This is a genomic window from Alcaligenes sp. YSL9 (genome assembly GCF_030515105.1).
In the GTDB taxonomy this organism is placed as follows: Bacteria; Pseudomonadota; Gammaproteobacteria; order Burkholderiales; family Burkholderiaceae_B; genus Alcaligenes; species Alcaligenes phenolicus.
Map to the genome: position 1 here is coordinate 1,193,792 of NZ_JALXJU010000001.1, position 17,522 is coordinate 1,211,313.

17 protein-coding genes are annotated in these 17,522 nt (G+C 56.5%); 5 read left to right on the top strand and 12 right to left on the bottom strand.

The genetic code is table 11. The features are described 5' to 3' along the window. The first annotated feature begins 19 nt into the window (after positions 1-19). Positions 20-2,872 (top strand): valine--tRNA ligase, encoded by a 2,853-nt coding sequence (locus M2Q46_RS05575; RefSeq protein WP_302356881.1) that lies wholly within the window; start codon positions 20-22, stop codon positions 2,870-2,872. A gap of 227 nt (positions 2,873-3,099) precedes the next feature. On the opposite strand, the gene M2Q46_RS05580 is transcribed toward M2Q46_RS05575, so the two are convergent. Beyond that, complete coding sequence (locus M2Q46_RS05580) at positions 3,100-3,972, bottom strand: LysR family transcriptional regulator (protein WP_203145686.1); 873 nt, start codon at positions 3,970-3,972, stop codon at positions 3,100-3,102. 76 nt (positions 3,973-4,048) lie between these two features. On the opposite strand from M2Q46_RS05580, the gene M2Q46_RS05585 reads away from it, so the two are divergent. Next, positions 4,049-5,017 carry a DMT family transporter gene (locus M2Q46_RS05585; RefSeq protein ID WP_266107899.1) on the top strand — a complete coding sequence of 323 codons (969 nt, stop codon included), beginning with the start codon at positions 4,049-4,051 and terminating at the stop codon, positions 5,015-5,017. A gap of 72 nt (positions 5,018-5,089) precedes the next feature. Here the strand turns inward: M2Q46_RS05585 and trmD are convergent, their stop codons facing one another. The 7 genes from trmD to M2Q46_RS05620 all read right to left on the bottom strand — a co-directional run bounded on the left by trmD (position 5,090) and on the right by M2Q46_RS05620 (position 11,754). Further along, positions 5,090-5,848 (bottom strand): tRNA (guanosine(37)-N1)-methyltransferase TrmD, encoded by a 759-nt coding sequence (gene trmD / locus M2Q46_RS05590; protein WP_035272257.1) that lies wholly within the window; start codon positions 5,846-5,848, stop codon positions 5,090-5,092. Positions 5,849-5,936: 88 nt separating this feature from the next. Then, positions 5,937-6,536: a ribosome maturation factor RimM gene (gene rimM / locus M2Q46_RS05595; protein ID WP_060185248.1), complete on the bottom strand. Its 600-nt coding sequence runs from the start codon at positions 6,534-6,536 to the stop codon at positions 5,937-5,939. A gap of 33 nt (positions 6,537-6,569) precedes the next feature. Next, entirely contained in the window at positions 6,570-6,830 is a 261-nt protein-coding gene (gene rpsP, locus M2Q46_RS05600) for a 30S ribosomal protein S16 (protein ID WP_009455906.1), read from the bottom strand. 136 nt (positions 6,831-6,966) lie between these two features. Continuing rightward, positions 6,967-7,221, bottom strand: a complete 255-nt coding sequence (locus M2Q46_RS05605) for a sulfurtransferase TusA family protein (RefSeq protein WP_009455909.1) — start codon at positions 7,219-7,221, stop codon at positions 6,967-6,969. Then, the gene (gene alaS, locus M2Q46_RS05610; protein ID WP_035272252.1) at positions 7,221-9,848 is read right to left on the bottom strand and encodes an alanine--tRNA ligase; all 2,628 of its coding nucleotides are present in this window, start codon (positions 9,846-9,848) and stop codon (positions 7,221-7,223) included. Before alaS ends, M2Q46_RS05605 begins: the two co-directional genes overlap by 1 nt. Positions 9,849-10,132: 284 nt before the next feature. Beyond that, entirely contained in the window at positions 10,133-11,065 is a 933-nt protein-coding gene (puuE, locus tag M2Q46_RS05615) for an allantoinase PuuE (protein ID WP_302356884.1), read from the bottom strand. An 11-nt stretch (positions 11,066-11,076) separates the two neighbouring features. Further along, positions 11,077-11,754, bottom strand: a complete 678-nt coding sequence (locus M2Q46_RS05620) for a GntR family transcriptional regulator (RefSeq protein WP_238441771.1) — start codon at positions 11,752-11,754, stop codon at positions 11,077-11,079. Positions 11,755-12,037: 283 nt separating this feature from the next. Between M2Q46_RS05620 and uraH the strand changes: the two genes are divergently transcribed. Beyond that, positions 12,038-12,391 (top strand): hydroxyisourate hydrolase, encoded by a 354-nt coding sequence (uraH, locus tag M2Q46_RS05625; protein WP_115633837.1) that lies wholly within the window; start codon positions 12,038-12,040, stop codon positions 12,389-12,391. A 58-nt stretch (positions 12,392-12,449) separates the two neighbouring features. Continuing rightward, positions 12,450-13,682, top strand: coding sequence for a urate hydroxylase PuuD (locus M2Q46_RS05630; protein ID WP_009455921.1), 1,233 nt, complete (start codon positions 12,450-12,452; stop codon positions 13,680-13,682). A 219-nt stretch (positions 13,683-13,901) separates the two neighbouring features. On the opposite strand, the gene M2Q46_RS05635 is transcribed toward M2Q46_RS05630, so the two are convergent. Continuing rightward, positions 13,902-14,441, bottom strand: a complete 540-nt coding sequence (locus M2Q46_RS05635; RefSeq protein ID WP_302356885.1) for a hypothetical protein — start codon at positions 14,439-14,441, stop codon at positions 13,902-13,904. Then, a complete protein-coding gene (locus tag M2Q46_RS05640; protein ID WP_302356887.1) occupies positions 14,407-15,438 on the bottom strand; it encodes a hypothetical protein in 1,032 nt (343 codons plus the stop codon). The genes M2Q46_RS05635 and M2Q46_RS05640 overlap by 35 nt, the downstream gene beginning before the upstream one ends. 182 nt (positions 15,439-15,620) lie before the next feature. Here M2Q46_RS05640 and M2Q46_RS05645 point away from each other — a divergent pair, with 182 nt between their 5' ends. After that, positions 15,621-15,953, top strand: a complete 333-nt coding sequence (locus M2Q46_RS05645) for a hypothetical protein (RefSeq protein WP_302356889.1) — start codon at positions 15,621-15,623, stop codon at positions 15,951-15,953. Here the strand turns inward: M2Q46_RS05645 and M2Q46_RS05650 are convergent. Together M2Q46_RS05650 and M2Q46_RS05655 are read right to left on the bottom strand one after the other, a co-directional pair. Then, entirely contained in the window at positions 15,930-16,523 is a 594-nt protein-coding gene (locus M2Q46_RS05650) for a hypothetical protein (RefSeq protein ID WP_302356890.1), read from the bottom strand. The genes M2Q46_RS05645 and M2Q46_RS05650 overlap by 24 nt on opposite strands. Continuing rightward, positions 16,520-17,509, bottom strand: coding sequence for a TcpQ domain-containing protein (locus M2Q46_RS05655; protein ID WP_302356891.1), 990 nt, complete (start codon positions 17,507-17,509; stop codon positions 16,520-16,522). Before M2Q46_RS05655 ends, M2Q46_RS05650 begins: the two co-directional genes overlap by 4 nt. Positions 17,510-17,522 lie beyond the last annotated feature (13 nt).

A 17,522-nucleotide genomic window follows, 5' to 3' on the forward strand; every position in this document is an offset into this window, starting at 1 on the left:
GCAGGCAGACCGCATCACCATGACCAACTCATCCGCTACGACCTCCGACGAGCAATTATCCAAGAGCTTTGAACCCCAGGAAATCGAAACGCGCTGGTACGCGCGCTGGGAGCAAGCCGACCTTTTCAAGGGTGGCCAACATGTCCAGCCCTTGGGTGATCATCAGTCCGAACCCTTTGTGATCCAGTCCCCACCACCAAACGTCACCGGGACTTTGCACATGGGCCACGCCTTTAACCAGACCATCATGGATGGCCTGACGCGCTACCACCGCATGAAAGGCGACGATACGGTCTACATTCCCGGTACCGACCACGCCGGGATTGCGACCCAAATCATCGTGGAACGCCAGCTTGATGCCCAGAACATCAGCCGCCACGACCTGGGCCGCGAGAAATTCCTGGAAAAAGTCTGGGAGTGGAAAGAGAAGTCGGGCAATACCATTACCGGCCAGTTCCGCCGCCTGGGCGCGTCCTGTGACTGGAGCCGCGAATACTTCACCATGGACGACAATCTGTCCCGTGGCGTGCTGGAAACCTTTGTCCGTCTGTACGAGCAAGGCCTGATTTACCGCGGCAAGCGCCTGGTGAACTGGGACCCCGTGCTGGGCACCGCCGTATCTGATCTGGAAGTGGTCAGCGAGGAAGAAGACGGCTACCTGTGGGAAATCAGCTACCCGCTGACTACCCCCCAAGGCGGCCTGACCCACCTGACGGTGGCCACCACCCGCCCCGAAACCATGCTGGGCGACGTCGCCCTGATGGTGCACCCTGAAGACGAGCGCTATATCGGCCTGATCGGTCAAACCGTTACCCTGCCCCTGGTTGGCCGTTCCATCCCGATCATTGCAGACGACTACGTAGACCCGGCCTTTGGTACCGGCGTGGTGAAGGTTACTCCTGCCCACGACTTCAATGACTACGCCGTTGGCCAGCGCCACGGCCTGGAAATGATCAGCATCCTGACGCTGGATGCCCATATTGCCGACACCGCCCCCGAAGCCTACCAAGGCCTGGAGCGCTTTGCTGCACGCAAGCAAATCGTGACCGACCTGGAAGCTCAGGGCCTGCTCAAGGCCGTCAAACCACACAAGCTGATGGTGCCACGCGGCGACCGTACCAATACGGTTATCGAACCCATGCTGACCGACCAGTGGTTTGTCGCCATGAGCAAGCCTGCGCCAGAAGACTCCCTGCACCCTGGCAAGAGCATCACCCAGGTTGCCCTGGATGTGGTGGCCGATGGCCGTGTGCGCTTCTACCCCGACAACTGGTCCAACACCTACAACCAGTGGCTGAACAATATTCAGGACTGGTGTATTTCCCGTCAGCTGTGGTGGGGTCACCAGATTCCCGCCTGGTACGCCGAAGACGGCAGCCTGTTTGTCGCCCGCTCCGAAGAAGACGCTCTGGAACAAGCCCGTGCCGCTGGCGTGACCGGCCCACTGCGCCGCGACGAGGACGTACTGGACACCTGGTTCTCCTCTGCCCTGGTGCCCTTCACCGATCTGGGCTGGCCTGAAGAAACCCCGGATCTGGCTCGTTACCTGCCCTCTAGCGTGCTGGTAACTGGCTTCGACATTATTTTCTTCTGGGTGGCCCGCATGGTCATGATGAGCATGCACCTGACCGGCCGCGTTCCGTTCAACACCGTCTATGTTCACGGACTGGTGTGCGATATGGAAGGCAAGAAGATGAGCAAATCCAAGGGCAACACGATTGACCCGGTGGATTTGATCGACGGCATCGACTTGGAAAGCCTGATACACAAGCGCACCTTTGGCTTGATGAATCCCAAGCAGGCTCAAAGCATTAGCAAGCGCACCAAGAAGGACTATCCCGATGGCATCCCCGCCTTCGGTACGGACGCGCTGCGCTTTACCATGGCCGCTTACGCCACCCTGGGTCGCAACATCAACTTCGACATGAAGCGCTGTGAAGGCTATCGCAACTTCTGCAACAAGCTGTGGAACGCCACCCGCTTTGTGCTGATGAACACCGAAGGCCATGAACTGCACACCGACGCTGCTGCCGAACTGAGCTTTGCAGACCGCTGGATCATCAGCCTGCTGCAAGGCCTGGAACAGGACGCCGAGCGCGGCTTTGCCGACTACCGTTTCGACAACGTCGCCAACGCCATCTACCACTTTGTCTGGGACGAGTACTGCGACTGGTACCTGGAACTGGCCAAGACCCAGATCCAGAACGGCACGCCCGAGCAGCAACTGGGCACCCGCCGCACCCTGATCCGTGTCCTGGAAGTGGTGTTGCGCGTGGCACACCCCATCATCCCGTTCATTACGGAAGAGCTGTGGCAAAAAGTCTCGGTGGTAGCTGGCAAACGTGCTGCCAATGAAACCACCAGTATTTCGGTCCAGCCCTACCCTATCGCCAATCCGGCCGCCATTGATGAACAGGCCATGGCACAGGTTGCAGAACTGAAAGCCCAAGTGGACGCGATTCGCGCCTTGCGCGGCGAGATGAACCTCTCGCCCGCTCAGCGCGTGCCACTGGTTGCCCAAGGTGACGCTGCAATCCTGAGTGCCAACAGCCCCTATCTGGCCAGCTTGTGCAAACTGGAAAGCGTAGACATCGTGGATCAACTGCCCTCCGACGCCGGCGCCCCAGTACAAGTGGTCGACACCACTCAGCTGATGCTGCACGTAGAGATTGACGTGGAAGCGGAGCGCATCCGCCTGTCCAAGGAAATCGAACGTCTGCAAGGCGAGATCAACAAGGCCGAAGCCAAACTGGGCAACGCCAGCTTTGTAGAACGTGCACCTGCCGCCGTAGTTGAACAGGAGCGCCTGCGCGTGGCTCAATTCGGTGAGACACTGGCCAAGGTGAAACAGCAGTTTGATCGTCTGGGCTAATCGCCTGAATCAGGTCTCGGTGACGAGAAAAGGCCCTGCACGAGTGCAGGGCCTTTTTGCATCTATGGTCCTTCAATCCAGCGGCACTATTCCGATTACTCGTAACACACCCTCCCTGTTCATACGAAACAGAAGAACACAGGAGCATCACACCAGCGCAGACCGGTCGCACACAAAAGCCATCCCGCACTGACACAACAAGAAAAAGCGAAGCCATCCTGAGCGCATCACCTCTTGTGATGTATTTTCCGGGCTATCCGCAAAAACGCCTGAGCAGCTGGAGAAAGCCGCTCGAAATTCAGAGCCGCCAAAGCAATTTCACGAGGCCTACACGGCTCCAGGCTGCGATAAATCACCCCTTCTGGTGGCTCCGGCAAGGCCAGCCTGCCCGCGATGGTCACAGCCACTCCTTGCGCGACAAAGCCCAACATGGAGGACAACTGCTCGAAACGGAACAAGGTCCTGGGGACCGCCCCTGCTGCCGCCAGAAACCGATCTACATGCGGGCCAGAGCCTGCCGCAGTCCGAATAAACGGCAAGTCATGGAAGTCACTGGCAGAAACACGGGCGCAAACGGCCAAATGATGCTCTGCCGGCAGCACGGCCACCAGCTCATCCTGGGCCAAGGGCAAGCAGTCAAAGCGGTCATCCGGCAAGATCACAAAGCCCAGCTCCACACGCCGCTCCAACAGCCATTGCGCCACTTCACTATCAATACCCTCATCAATCTGCACCTCCACTTCGGGATGCGTCTGCCTGTAGCACGCCAATAAATGCGGCAGCAAATGCAAGGACGAGGAAGCCCCAAAAGAAGCAATACGCAAGGTGCCACGGGCAATTCCCTGCTCGTAGCAGGCCTCCTGATGCAAGGCCTCCTTCTGCTGCAGGATATCGTTGGCACGTTGCAGCAACTTAGCCCCCACTTCTGTCAGCTCCACTGAGGTCGGGCCACGAGAAAACAGGCAGACACCCAAATCGGCCTCCAGCTGCTTGAGCGCATGACTGACCGCACTTTGCGTAATCCCCAAGGCGCTGGCTGCTCGAGAAAAGCTGCCTATCCTGGCCAGCACGGAAAAGATTTCTAGTTGAGTGAAGGTCATGAGCGTTTACTCATTCGACTATGAGGCAATAAAAGTAAATAGTACCCCTGCTGAAATCTTCTCCATAGTGGCTTTAATGAAATTTCCCAACTACTCCGTACACCTAAGTCTGATTGGCATGGCCGCTCTGTGGGGGGCCTCCTGGCCTTGGGGCCGAGTCGTGGCGCAAGCCATGCCGCCTTTGGCGGCAGCCAGTCTGCGCTTCCTGATTGCCAGTGTCGCACTGCTGCTTTGGATGAGCTGGAGCGGCCGACTGAAAGCCCTATGCACACTTGACTCCCGAGAATGGCTAGGTCTGCTTAACGCCTCGGCTTTTGGGGTATTTGGCTATTCAATTTTTTTTCTTCTGGCCCTGAAACTGGTGCCAGCAGGCAAGGCCAGCATGGTCGTTGCCCTGAACCCGGTCCTGATCCTGATACTGGCCTCTTTGTTGTTTCGCGAGCCAGTCAACAAAAAGATGAGCCTGGGAGTAATCCTGGCCGTATCAGGGGCTCTCTATGCCCTGAGTGCCGGCTCTATCAGCAGCCTCATGCCAGGCCAGAGCGGAATAGGCGAATGGCTATTACTGGGCTGTGCTCTGTGCTGGGTCAGCTACACCTTGATTGGCCGCACCGTACTGACCACCGTAGATTCTCTGACCGCTACCAGCATGACCACATTAATTGGCGCAGTGCTGCTGTCCATCAGCAGCTTGGGGGTGGAGGGTCTTTCGGCCTGGGGCAGCCTGATCCATGCGCCAAGCCAAGCCTGGTACAGCGTGTTGGCCTTGGGCCTGGGTTCAACGGCTCTGGCCTTCGCCTGGTATATGCACGGCGTGAAAAGCCTGGGTGCCACATCCGCAGGCGCCTATCTGGCCCTGGTACCGCTGTTTGGCGTTTTACTGTCCAGCCTGTGGCTTAAGGAGACCCTGAACCCATCCTTGATCGGCGGAGGTTTACTGGCGATTAGCGGGATGGCCCTGATGAGCTGGGGACGGCAGACACTGAATACCAAGGACAACACCCCTGCGGAAAATTCGCAACTGCAGCTTGGCCAGTACGACTAACAAAGTCACCCAGATACAAAACGGCCCGCATAAAAACGGGCCGTTAAGGCTTGGCGAACGCTTTAAACAAAGCTATTCGCTCAAGGAAGCCAAAGATGCCAAAAAGCGCTCGTCTGCCTTGCTAAGTTCGCCACGCTGACGGGCCTGCTCAATCAACTCGGGCCGCCGCAAGGCTGTCAAACGCAGGGATTGCTCACGCCGCCATGCCTGGATACGACCATGATGACCAGACATCAACACGTCGGGCACCGCCTGATCGCGGTATACCTCGGGACGCGTGTAATGCGGGCTATCCAGCAAGCCGCTATTGTCGGCATGGAAAGAGTCCTGACGAGCCGAGTCAGCGTCATTCAACACGCCGGGCAAAAGCCGAATCACGCTATCAATAATCGCCAGCGAGGCAATTTCGCCGCCAGACAGCACAAAGTCCCCCAAAGACAGTTCCTGGGTGACGCGCGCATCAATAAAGCGTTGATCGATACCTTCATAGCGACCGCAAACCAGAACCGCACCGGGGCCTTGAGCCAGTTCCTGAGCCACAGCCTGGTCAAAGCGTCGCCCTGTGGGACTTAGCAAAATCACTGCCGGGCTATCGCCACGATCAGCCAAAGCCTGATCCAGGGCATCATTCAAGGGGTCAGCCAGCATGACCATGCCTGGGCCACCGCCGTAAGGACGATCGTCTACGGTACGGTGCACGTCAGTGGTGTAGTCGCGCGGGTTCCAGGTCCGCATCTGCCAGATGCCCTGTTTGTGCGCACGGCCGGTAACCCCAGCCTCGCTGACCACATCAAACATGTCCGGGAACAGGGTCAGGGCATCAAATCGCATGAGGACTCGGCAAGAGAAAAAAGCGGATACGCTTTACAAGGCTCGACCAGTCAGGCCAGAGCCATGCAAGTGCGCAGGATTGAAACAATCAAATCGCCCAGTGGCTGTGCAGCTCGCGGGCGGACATATCCACCGTATGCACAATGGCTTGCACAAAGGGAACCAGCTCTTCAAGCGGCCTGCCCTGTTCGTCCTTTACAGGTGTAAAAACACCTTCGGCATCCCAGGAGCCGCGGTGCACGACCAAAATGGCATGCGCGCCGTTATCCAGCACTTCCACCACTTCGCCCAGGCTTTCAGCCTGGCCGTCCTGCTCGCCAAAGAAGCGGCAGCCGATCAGATCGACCCAATAAAATTCGTCTTCGTCCGCTTTGGGGAAAGCAGCACGGGATACCCAAACGGTATGCCCCTTGAGAGCTTGAGCCAGCTCTCGATTATCCAGACCCTCAAACTGCGCCACGATGGTTGCACCATGCTGCTTTGCGGTTTGTATCTGTCTGGGTGACACAGACGCAAAAACGCCCGCCTGAGATTCAGGCCGGGGCGTTTTTAACCACCATGTCTTTGCATTCAGCAGCGCCTTGGTTTGCATGGAATGCGGCTGGATCTTGACCCAACCACGCACACCATAAGCGGAAACAATACGACCGAGCTCAACAAGGTCAGCAGGAATCGCAGATTGCTTCACACTAAACGCTACTAAAAAAACAGGTGAATCAACTTAGGCAGCCGAAGCAACCTTAGCCGAGTATTCTTTCAACAGGCGAGCCACAGCAGGCGAAACCTGAGCACCGTTGTCGGTGAAGTGCTTAACGCGGTCCATTTGCAGACGCAGGTTTTCATGACCTTCGCCAGCAACGGGGTTGTAGAAACCCAGACGTTCGATGAAGCGACCATCACGGCGTTGGCTCGCCTCGGCGGCTACTACGTTGTAAAAAGGACGCTTTTTGGAGCCACCACGGGCCAAGCGAATTACCACCATTGATAATCCCTTTATTGTGTAAGGTAAACAAAAAATTCTAGCACTATTCTGGCAAGCATGCCAAAAGTAACACGCTAAGATAGCAGATTCAGTGCTAGATACGCAACAGACAAAGCAGTATTCTACCGCCGTCGGCTCAACGACGGCGTAAAAAATGCAGAGTTTTTTCGGCTTGCTGGTCTTGAGCCAACAGTTCGTTGCCAGTTTGGCGACAAAAAGCCTGAAAATCTTGAATGGCGTGCTGATCGGTCGTGATGACCTGCAACACTTGCCCGGATTCCAGCTGTGCCAAGGCTTTCTTGGCACGCAAGATAGGCAAGGGGCATTTCAGCCCACTTGCATCAACCTGCAGATCGCTGTTGGGCAATGCGCCGGTCTCGGACATCGTCATTACGCACCCAATTTACTTTGAACCCAGGCCTGCACCGAAGCATTGGCCTGCGGCAGAACGCTGGCATCGGTACCGCCGCCCATGGCCATGTCAGGACGACCACCGCCCTTCCCGCCCATTTGCGAGGCCACAAAGCCCACCAGATCACCCGCCTTGACCTTGGAGGTCAGATCAGGCGTCACACCAGCCACCAGGCTGACTTTGCCGTCTGCCACGATAGACAGCAGGATCACGGCAGACTGCAGCTTGTTCTTCAACTGATCCGCCATTTCGCGCAAGGCTTTGGCTTCCACGCCTTGCAACGTGGCAACCAGCAAGCGGCTGCTGTCATTCAACGGGACAGCCTGAGCCAGCAGATCCTGGCCTGCCGAAGCAGCCAGCTTGGATTGCATTTGTTCGCGCTCGCGCTCCAGATCCTTGATCTGACCTTGCAAGGCGCTGATACGGGCAACCAGACCCTCTGGCTGCGTACGCAGACTGGCAGAAGCGTCGTTCAACAAGCGTTCCTGCGCTTGTACCCAATGCAGGCTGTTGGTGCCGGTGATGGCCTCGACACGGCGCACGCCAGCGGCTACACCGCCTTCCGAGACAATCTTGAACAGGCCAATATCGCCCGTACGTTGAACGTGAGTACCGCCGCACAGCTCGCGCGAGAAGCCGATATCCAGTACGCGCACTTCATCACCGTACTTTTCGCCAAACAAAGCCATGGCACCACCGCTAACAGCGTCATCAAAGGACATCAGCTGGGCTTGCACAGCCTGGTTAGCCAGAACCTGCTCATTCACAATGGCTTCGACCTGAGCGATTTGCTCGGCCGTCATGGCGGCATCGTGAGCAAAGTCAAAACGGGTCTTTTCGGCGTCCACCAGGGAACCACGTTGCTGCACGTGACCGCCCAGCACCTGGCGCAAGGCCTTGTGCATCAAGTGCGTGGCCGAGTGATTACGGATCACGCGCTCACGACGCTCGGTATCCACCTGGGCTTGAACGGTCTGGCCCACTGTCAGCGTGCCTGCGTTCAGCACCCCTTGGTGGCCGAAAACCTGATTGGAAATCTTTTGAGTATCTTGCACTTCAAAGGACAGGCCCTTGGCATCGCTCAAGATACCGGCATCCCCCACCTGACCACCGGATTCGGCGTAGAAAGGGGTGGCATCCAGAACCACCACCGCTTGCTGGCCCTGGGCCACGGACTGCACAGAGGTGCCATCCACATACAAGGCGGTAACCGTGCCGCTGCCTTCCAGGGTGGTGTAACCATCAAAGCGGGTTTGCACGCCGGAGTAGCTCAGGCCTTCGGCTGTTTTGAACTTGCCCGAAGCGCGTGCCATCTGACGCTGGTTCTCCATGGCAACTTCAAAACCGTCCAGATCGACCTCAATGCCACGCTCGCGGCAGATGTCGGCGGTCAAGTCCACGGGGAAACCGTAGGTGTCATACAAGGTGAACAGCGTCTGGCCATCCAGCTTGGCATTCTCCGGCAGGTTGGCCAAAGCGCCTTCCAGAATGCGCATGCCATTTTCCAGCGTTTCGCTGAAACGCTCTTCTTCCTGGCGCAGCACTTGTTCGATACGCTCGCGCTGGCTAATCAGCTCGGGGTAGGCTTCGCCCATGGTCAGGCCCAGGTCCTGCACCAAACGGTAAAAGAACAAGCCCTTCTGACCCAGTTTGTGACCGTGACGCAAGGCACGGCGAATAATACGGCGTAGCACATAACCACGGCCTTCATTGCTGGGGATGACCCCGTCAATAATCAGAAAACTGCAAGCACGGATGTGGTCAGCAATCACCTTGAGCGAGTTATTGCTCAAGTCGCTGGTCTTGGTTTCGCGTGCGGCGGCCTGAATCAGAGACTGGAACAGGTCGATTTCGTAGTTGGAATGCACGTGCTGCAGCACAGCCGAAATACGCTCCAGGCCCATGCCAGTGTCCACACAAGGCTTGGGCAGCGGCGTCATGGTGCCGTCGGCGGAACGCTCGAACTGCATGAACACCAGATTCCATACTTCGATATAGCGGTCACCGTCTTCTTCAGGCGATCCGGGAGGGCCACCCCAAACGTCAGCGCCGTGATCGTAGAAGATTTCCGAACAAGGACCACAGGGGCCGGTATCGGCCATCTGCCAGAAGTTATCCGAGTTGTAGCGTACGCCACCCTTATCGCCGATGCGGATGATGCGCTCTTTGGGCACACCAATTTCCGAAGCCCAGATATCGTAGGCCTCATCGTCTTCTTGATAGACGGTGACCCAGAGTTTCTCTGCAGGCAGCTTGTAAACCGTCGTCAGCAGCTCCCAGGCATAGCGAATGGCGTCTTGCTTGAAGTAGTCGCCAAAGCTGAAGTTGCCCAGCATTTCAAAAAAGGTGTGGTGGCGGGCGGTGTAGCCCACATTTTCCAGGTCATTGTGCTTGCCACCGGCACGAACACAGCGCTGAGAGCTGGTTGCACGGTTGTAGGGTCGGGTTTCCTTGCCCGTGAACACATCTTTGAACTGCACCATCCCTGCGTTAGTGAACAGCAAGGTCGGGTCATTGCCTGGTACCAGCGAAGCCGAGGAGACGATGTGATGTCCCTTGGATTCAAAAAAAGAAAGAAACTTCTGACGAATTTCTGAGGTTTTCATTACATGCAACGCGATGGAAAATTTAACTGCCTATTATAAGACGATCAGCCTTGCAGCCCATGCGCGCGCTGCGCTGGCACAACACCTGCCGCCCCGGCAAAGCAGTGAGAAGCCAGGACGCCACACTCCCTGTACGAGCGGCTGCGTAAGCGTCAAATAGTACTGTTTTCAGCGGGCAGAAACAACAATTCCGACCCTGGCGAGTCGGAATGTGAAGGCACCCTGCTCATATTCAGGATGTCGTCCTGATGGGCCAGGAGGCATGAACCCTGGCCCTGCCTCGATCAGGCCTTGGGCTGATAGGGATGATGCTCGGCCCAATGACGGGCAATATCCACACGACGGCAAACCCAGACACGCTCGTGCGATTGCACGTAATCCAGGAAGCGCTGCAAGGCACGGAAGCGGCCAGGACGGCCAATCAGACGGCAATGCAAACCGATGGACAACATCTTGGGGGCTTCTTCACCTTCTTCGTAGAGCACGTCAAACGCGTCTTTCAGGTAGGAGAAGAAATGATCGCCGGTGTTAAAGCCCTGAGGAGCCGCAAAGCGCATGTCATTGCTATCCAGGGTGTAAGGCACGATCAATTGCGGCTTGACCGTATTGTCGCTGAGTTGAACCTCGGTCCAGAACGGCAGATCATCACCGTAGTAATCGGAGCTGTACAGGAACTGGCCTTCTTCTGCCACCAGACGCAAGGTGTTGGGGCTGTCACGGCCGGTGTACCAGCCTTCAGGGTGATGGCCCAGCAGGTCCGTCAGCACTTTCACGCACTGGCGCATATGCTCGCGCTCCACCTCTTCGGACACGTTCTGGTAGTGAATCCAGCGGTAGCCATGGCAAGCAATTTCGTGACCCAGGCGCACGAATTCCTGTGCCAGCTCGGGGTGACGCTCCAACGCCATACCCACACCGAAAATGGTCATGGGCAAGTCGCGTTTCTCAAACTCTTTCAGAATCCGCCAGACACCGGCACGCGCGCCGTATTCGTAAATGGATTCCATGGACAGGTGACGGTCCGGGTAAGCCGCGGCACCAATGATTTCGGACAGAAACTGTTCAGAGCCCGGATCACCGTGCAGAACGCAGTTCTCGCCGCCTTCTTCATAGTTCAAGACAAACTGCACCGCAATGCGCGCCCGATCAGGCCATTGTGCATGGGGCACGTTTTTACCGTAACCAACCAGGTCACGAGGGTACTTACTCAAGGACATACCGTCTCCGTTTAGCGTTTTACGCTGAGGGCCAGCCAAGGATCAGCAGCACTGCCATCACCCGCTTCGCTCATGCGATGTTCACAATCACTTAAGTGATGATGCATAGCCAGATGCGCACCATCGGCGTCGCCCTGACTAAGCTTGTCCAAAATCTCTTTGTGCTCGTAAAACGAGCAAGCCTGTTCGCCCGGTGTGTCGTGATAGGCAATGATGAGCGTGGTGCGGGCGCACAAGGTGTGCATCAACTCGGTCAGCTCATCATTGCCAGCGCAGCGCGCCAGCATCACGTGAAACGCGTTTGACAGGCGCAACCAGCTGATGCGGTCGCCGTGTTCAAAAGCGTGCTGTTCACGTTCCACCATTTCATACAGGCCAGCCAAACGCTCCGGCAGATCCGGGTAGCTGATCAGTTTTTTCAGAATCAGCGCTTCCAGGTCTCGTCGCAGTTCAAACACATCCCGTGTCTGCTTGGCCGTCGGCTTCCAGATAAAAGCGCCACGATTGGGCTCGATAACCACAATCTTGTCGTGTTCGAGGGCAGCCAGCGCCGCACGAACGGTCGCCCGCGAGCACTCGAAAATCGTGCACAGCGTGGCTTCCGTCAGTTTGGTTCCAGGCAAAAGACGACGGTCAACGACCGCATCAAAGATCTGGCTATAAACACGCCCGACCTCAGTATCTGCCATGCCTCCCTCTAGCAGCGAGGAGGCGCTGGGCGCTTGGGATTCACTGCTCATCCCCTCTTGCCGCCGTATCTGAAGCATAGAATTTCTCGTTATTGACTATTGACAATTATTCGGTATCCCGACAAAATCGTCAACATAAATTGTCGACAATCTGATTCCTCAAACAGAGCGACAGTTTCGGGGCCTCAACCCAGCGCACTGATCCTTGCACCGTTGGCCCCCGGCCGGTTCTCAAAACTGGGCTCGCTGGACCTTTTTTGATCACCATAAACCGGAGACATTTATGGGAAAGCTATCAACCCATGTCCTTGACACGACTCAAGGGCGCCCAGCCAGCGGCGTGCGCGTCGATCTTTATTCCATCGAAAACGATCAACGCACTCTGATCAAAACCACTCACACCAACAGCGACGGTCGCTGTGATGAGCCCCTGCTGCAAGGCCAGGCCATGCACACGGGCGTTTTTGAACTGGTGTTCCATGCAGGTGACTACTTTGCCGCCAGCGGTGTGGCTCTGCCCGAGCCACGCTTTGTGGATCAGGTCGGCATTCGCTTTGGTATCGCTGATGCCAATGCCAATTACCACGTACCTCTGGTCGTGACCCCCTGGTCCTGGTCTACCTATCGCGGCAGCTGATCGCGTATCCAAGTCGACTTTTCGCTTCTATACGAAACCACTCTGATACGAGATCTTTATGTACGCTTACCTACTTGAGTACGGCAACCTGCTGTTGCGCTGGTTGCACGTGATTGCGGCTGTCGCCTGGATCGGCGAGTCCATCTACTTTGTGATGCTGGACAATGGCCTGAAACCGCCTAAAGGCGAAGAAAGCAAGAAACGCGGTGTATTTGGCGAGATGTGGGCTGTCCACGGCGGCGGCTTCTATCACAACCAGAAATACCTGACTAATCCGGCCGAACTGCCTGATGACCTGCACTGGTCTTTCTGGAAGTCCTACACCACCTGGTTGTCCGGTTTCTTCCTGTTCGCCCTGCTCTACCTGACCAAGCCCGAGTTCTATCTGGTCAACCCCAACAGTCCCTGGGAATGGGCGGCTCAAATGACAGGCACGCAAGCCAACGTCATGGCCATTGCCTTCCTGGTACTGGGCTGGGTGGTCTATAACGGCCTGTGCCGTCTGATCAGCCCCAACATGAACCGCGACGGCCTGCTAAGCGTGGCGGTGGCGATCATGATGGTGGTCGTGGCTTACCTGAGCGCCCACATCTTCTCGGGTCGTGCTGCGTTCTTGCTGACGGGTGCTGTCATGGCCACCAGCATGTCGGCCAACGTGTTCTTCTGGATCATTCCCGGCCAGCGCCGCATGGTCAAGGCACTGAAAGCCGGTCAGGCGCCCAACCCTCTGGATGGCAAGCGCGGCAAACAGCGTTCGGTACACAATACCTACTTCACGCTGCCTGTCCTGCTGCTGATGCTGAGCAACCACTACTCGTTCACGTATAACAACCCCAATGCGTGGATCATCATGGTGCTGTTCATCTTTGCCGGCGCCCTGATCCGTCAATACTTCGTGCTGATGCACGCTGGCATCAAAAAGCCTGCCTACCCGGCTGCCGGTGTTGTGCTGCTGCTGATCGTGGGTTACCTGGCGGCTCCTGCCAGCTTGAAGGGTGAAGTTGCCAGTGCACCTGAAGCTGCCAACGGTGCGGAAACAATCAGTGTTGCCCGTGTCCAGGAAATCATGGACGCACGATGTGTTCAGTGTCACGCGGTCAAGCCCAATGCCGACTTCGGCTTTACGGCTGCCCCTGCCGGCATGTTGCTCGATACCATCGACAACACGGTACTGCACGCCGAACAGGTCAAGACCGTGGTGCACTCCAAGTACATGCCCTTGGGTAACATGACGCAAATGACCGACGAAGAGCGTGCCGCCATTGCCGCTTGGAGCGGTACCCGCGACTAATGCAGAACAAGGCTCAAGCCTGACGAGCGACAAGCTCCGTAGTAACTTCCAACCCCGATATGATGAAAATCATGTCGGGGTTTTTTCTTGCTTCGGGTCTATGACGCCGCCTGTCTGGTCTGCTGCGGCACGAACCCACGGCCTTGCTGATTCAAGAACAGTCAGGCGTGAAACCTGCAAAGCAGTAAGCCTGGGCTTCTGCGGATCGCAGAAGTCCTGTCACACTTGGCCCTGCCCGGAAGGCAAACATAGTTTGATGGATTGCAATTCCAGTTGCGGTTGCGGTTGCGGTTGCGGTTGCGGTTGCGGTTGCGGTTGCGGTTGCGGTTGCGGTTGCGGTTGCGGTTGCGGTTGCGGTTGCGCAGCTTGAGCCTGGGTTTGCCCTATTTCAAGCTCAATACAGCGACTACTCAAAGACAAGAGGCGCATGGACCTATCTCGCTCACGCCCTATCGGCCAAAGCTGTCCTTGCTGAAACAGGAGCAGACGCTGCTCATGCTGCACTTCGGCTAGCAACTGGGTGTCTTTTCCATAGATCGCTTTCAGCTTCAATGCAGGGGTGGGCTTACTGGATTTGATCTTGGCCACATCAGGCTGACTTGCCCCCTCTTGCTCCTGTGGTGTCCTCAAGCAGGACGACATGTTCTGCCGCGCCTGTTCGGCTTCCAGCAACAGCATCTCCCTTACTATCGTCGCCATGGTTTCCATCGCCCAAGCAGGTGCACTAAACATCAGCGTCAGACCAAACAGAATGCTCAAAAGGGGTCTGCATGTAATCGGCCAGATCCTGATCAGCCAGATCCCGCTGCGCAGATTCATAAACATAGCCTTCCAGCTCCACGATAAAAGCGCTGCCCAGCAGCGAGGGGTAAGACCGCGAGTTCAATGACAAGCTCATACGCTCCCAGTGCAGTTCAGGAAGCTGGGCCGCCAGTAAATACACCGAACGCAGGGGTGATTGACTGAGCCAGGAGCGGCGCCACACGCCTGCCCTTGTTTGCTCATTTTCGGCGGAGGATTCAACCCACTGAGCAGGGCTCAATGACAAGCGCATAAACGCAGGCTGCACGGCCGCCAGCTTGGCATGCAAACCTGGAGATGCCGCAGTTGGCATTCGCGTCTGATCTTTCGTTTCCAAGAACTGAGGAATCCATGTCTGATACCCGCGCCGGATACTCAAAGCCCCCTGCCCCAAGCCGGTGAACTCCAGCACATTCGGCTCACGAATCTGGCTATTCATGGCCGCACTAAAACTTTGCACATCCTCAAACCCGTAATGTGCCCTGCACTCCCACAGGCCGGCCTGACGACGACAATCCACCTGCTGCAATTGCCAGTCTGCCCCCTGAGCAGGAAGCTCCTCAATCAAGCTCAACACAGATTGAATACTCGTCAAACCATGCTCTTCCTGTGATGGACTTTGCTCCCAATCAGACGCCATGGCAGCCAAGCGAGCCCGAAGATCAAGGGAGAACACGCTTCCAAGCGTAGCCAACACCAGCAAAGAAAGAACCGCCAGACGAAGCGGGATCTTTTCACACCCACCAACACGCCTGACAGGCTGGCGCAGCATACGGCCCTGCGGTCTTCTGCCCTGTTCCAGACAGACCCATAAATCAGCAGGTTGCGGCAGTTCACGTATAGAGGGATAACGCACCTGCATGGCCCGCCGTAAGGTCTGCACTTGCCCGATCTGAGCCAGGAGGCAATCGCTACCTTCCATCACCTGACCATGTTCAAGCACCAGAAACCACAAACGGCCAGGAGCCACCGTCCATAAAAGAAAAACTGCGTCCTGAGGGTGGTGGGCAGCCATACAGGCAGCCGCAGAATAAGCCTGAACTCGCGTTAGTCTGGCTCTTGAAGGCCCATTCTGGGCCAAGCGCAAGACAGATTGGGTCCTCCGGCTGTTCAGCCAACAACTTGGAACCCAAGCCATTGCCTGCCCTGCTGTTCGTCCTGCTGTTTGCCCTGCTGTTTGCCCTGCTCTTTGTCCTGCTGTTTGCCCTGCTGTTTGCCCTGCTCTTTGTCCTGCTACATCCTCATCAGTCTTTTCCTGTGCTTGTTGTAGTTCTTCTATTTGCCTTTCCGTTTGCTTACGTGCCTGTTCTCTCAGCCCCCCTTTCACTCCCATCAAGCAAGTCCAATACGATCTCTTCATTCGACGATTTTGAGTCCGCCGCATACCGTCCCTGGCATCCACCCACTGCAACCCAAACCAGTACTCCCGCTCAGGCAAGACAGAACTCATTTCACACCTCGACCAATTAAGTCCCCTGTCCCTGACCCGTCTACTTGTCGCAATCCAGACTGCTGCCCCAAAGCCAGAGAACTCTCATCGCGATACAACTCAATACGGCCTGCCTGATAACGCCACTTCAGGCCATATACCGCTGCAATCTGATCCAACAAGGCTGACAAACGTAGTTGTTCAAAAATCAGACCTCCCTGCCGAGTCGATTCCGGCCCCTCCTGCCCAACGGTGCGTGACGGGAAGTGCGTTAAAGGCAAACGAGCCTGCGGGCTAATGAAAACGCTCAGATCAGACAATAAAGACAAACGACGCGCCAGCTCATCCAGATCGGGCAAAGGCGCTTCCAAAGAAAAACTGAAGGTTTGTCTGGAGCGCAATGCCGCTGGCAAGGCAGCCGGTTTTCGTAAAGGCACCGCCGCCCCCAGCAACCAGGGCTTGTCGACAGACTGAGCATGGGCCACGGAGGATGGACTGTTGCCATCCAACACCACGGCATCATCCAGCCATGCCTGATCAACATGCTGCCCTGCTGTTTGCAAGCTGCAAGCCGCTATCAGCGGCAAAAACAAGAGACAGAGATAATTCATGACTGTCCCTCGGGCGAAGCGCTGGGATCACAGGCTTGCGGCCAAGCTAGAATCCTGAGCACCTGATTTGAGTAAAAACAGGCCTGCAAAGGATGAGCATTCAGTTGGGCAGCCGTCAACAACTGAGCCACAGCAGTCTCAAAGCCCCCCTCAAAGCGAGCCGCCGCCTTGATAGGGAAATCGACCTCCAAAGTCCAATGCTCAGGTGCAAAAACCCATTGCGCTTGCTTAGCCCATCGGACTAATGCCTGCCTCAGGGTTCTATCCTTGATTCGCAGTTCAAAAACAGACTCTGCAATGGACTGTGCATCCACACCAGGAGCTGAGACTGGCAGCAACTCTGAACGGGCTTGAAAGGCTTGTATCTGCAACACATTCCCAGGGGCAGGCTCGCCCTCCTTCACTTGAGCCGCCATCCAATCTGGCGCGGGCTTTCCAGAAAACAGACTACTTTGCTCGGAAGAGCGGATATCGGAACGACTTAATGGGAAATGGCTTGGTAGAGAATCACCACGCTGGGAAAAACTAGCTTGGGTCAGTTGGTGATCCTTCTGTTGGCTGCGATCCTGTGACAAGGCATCCGATGCCTCTACGCCAAGTGTTGCAGCACCCTCAGCATGGGCACTCTTGCGCCCTAAACTAGCCTGCGCCTGTGCTCGTCCGGCCCGAAATATCAACTCCGTCCACAGGCCTTCAATCACTTGAAACTGCCCCAAGGGCTTCAAAGACAGCAGCGTTTCCTGTCCATTCCTGCGCCCCAACACCGCTGGCAGCATCTGCTCCGGTGCAAAATGCAGCCAGATACGCCTGCCGTTATCAAACACTTGCATAGGGCCGACTTGAGGGTCGCCAGACAAGCGCCAATCGAAGTTAAAGACGCGTGTTCCCGGATCAGCCAACAGGCCATCAGGCCCCTGACTGGTCTGACAGGCAGACAACCCCAGGCCACACATCAGCAAGACGCAGAAACGGACAAGAAAACGCATTGCGAGCACCCAA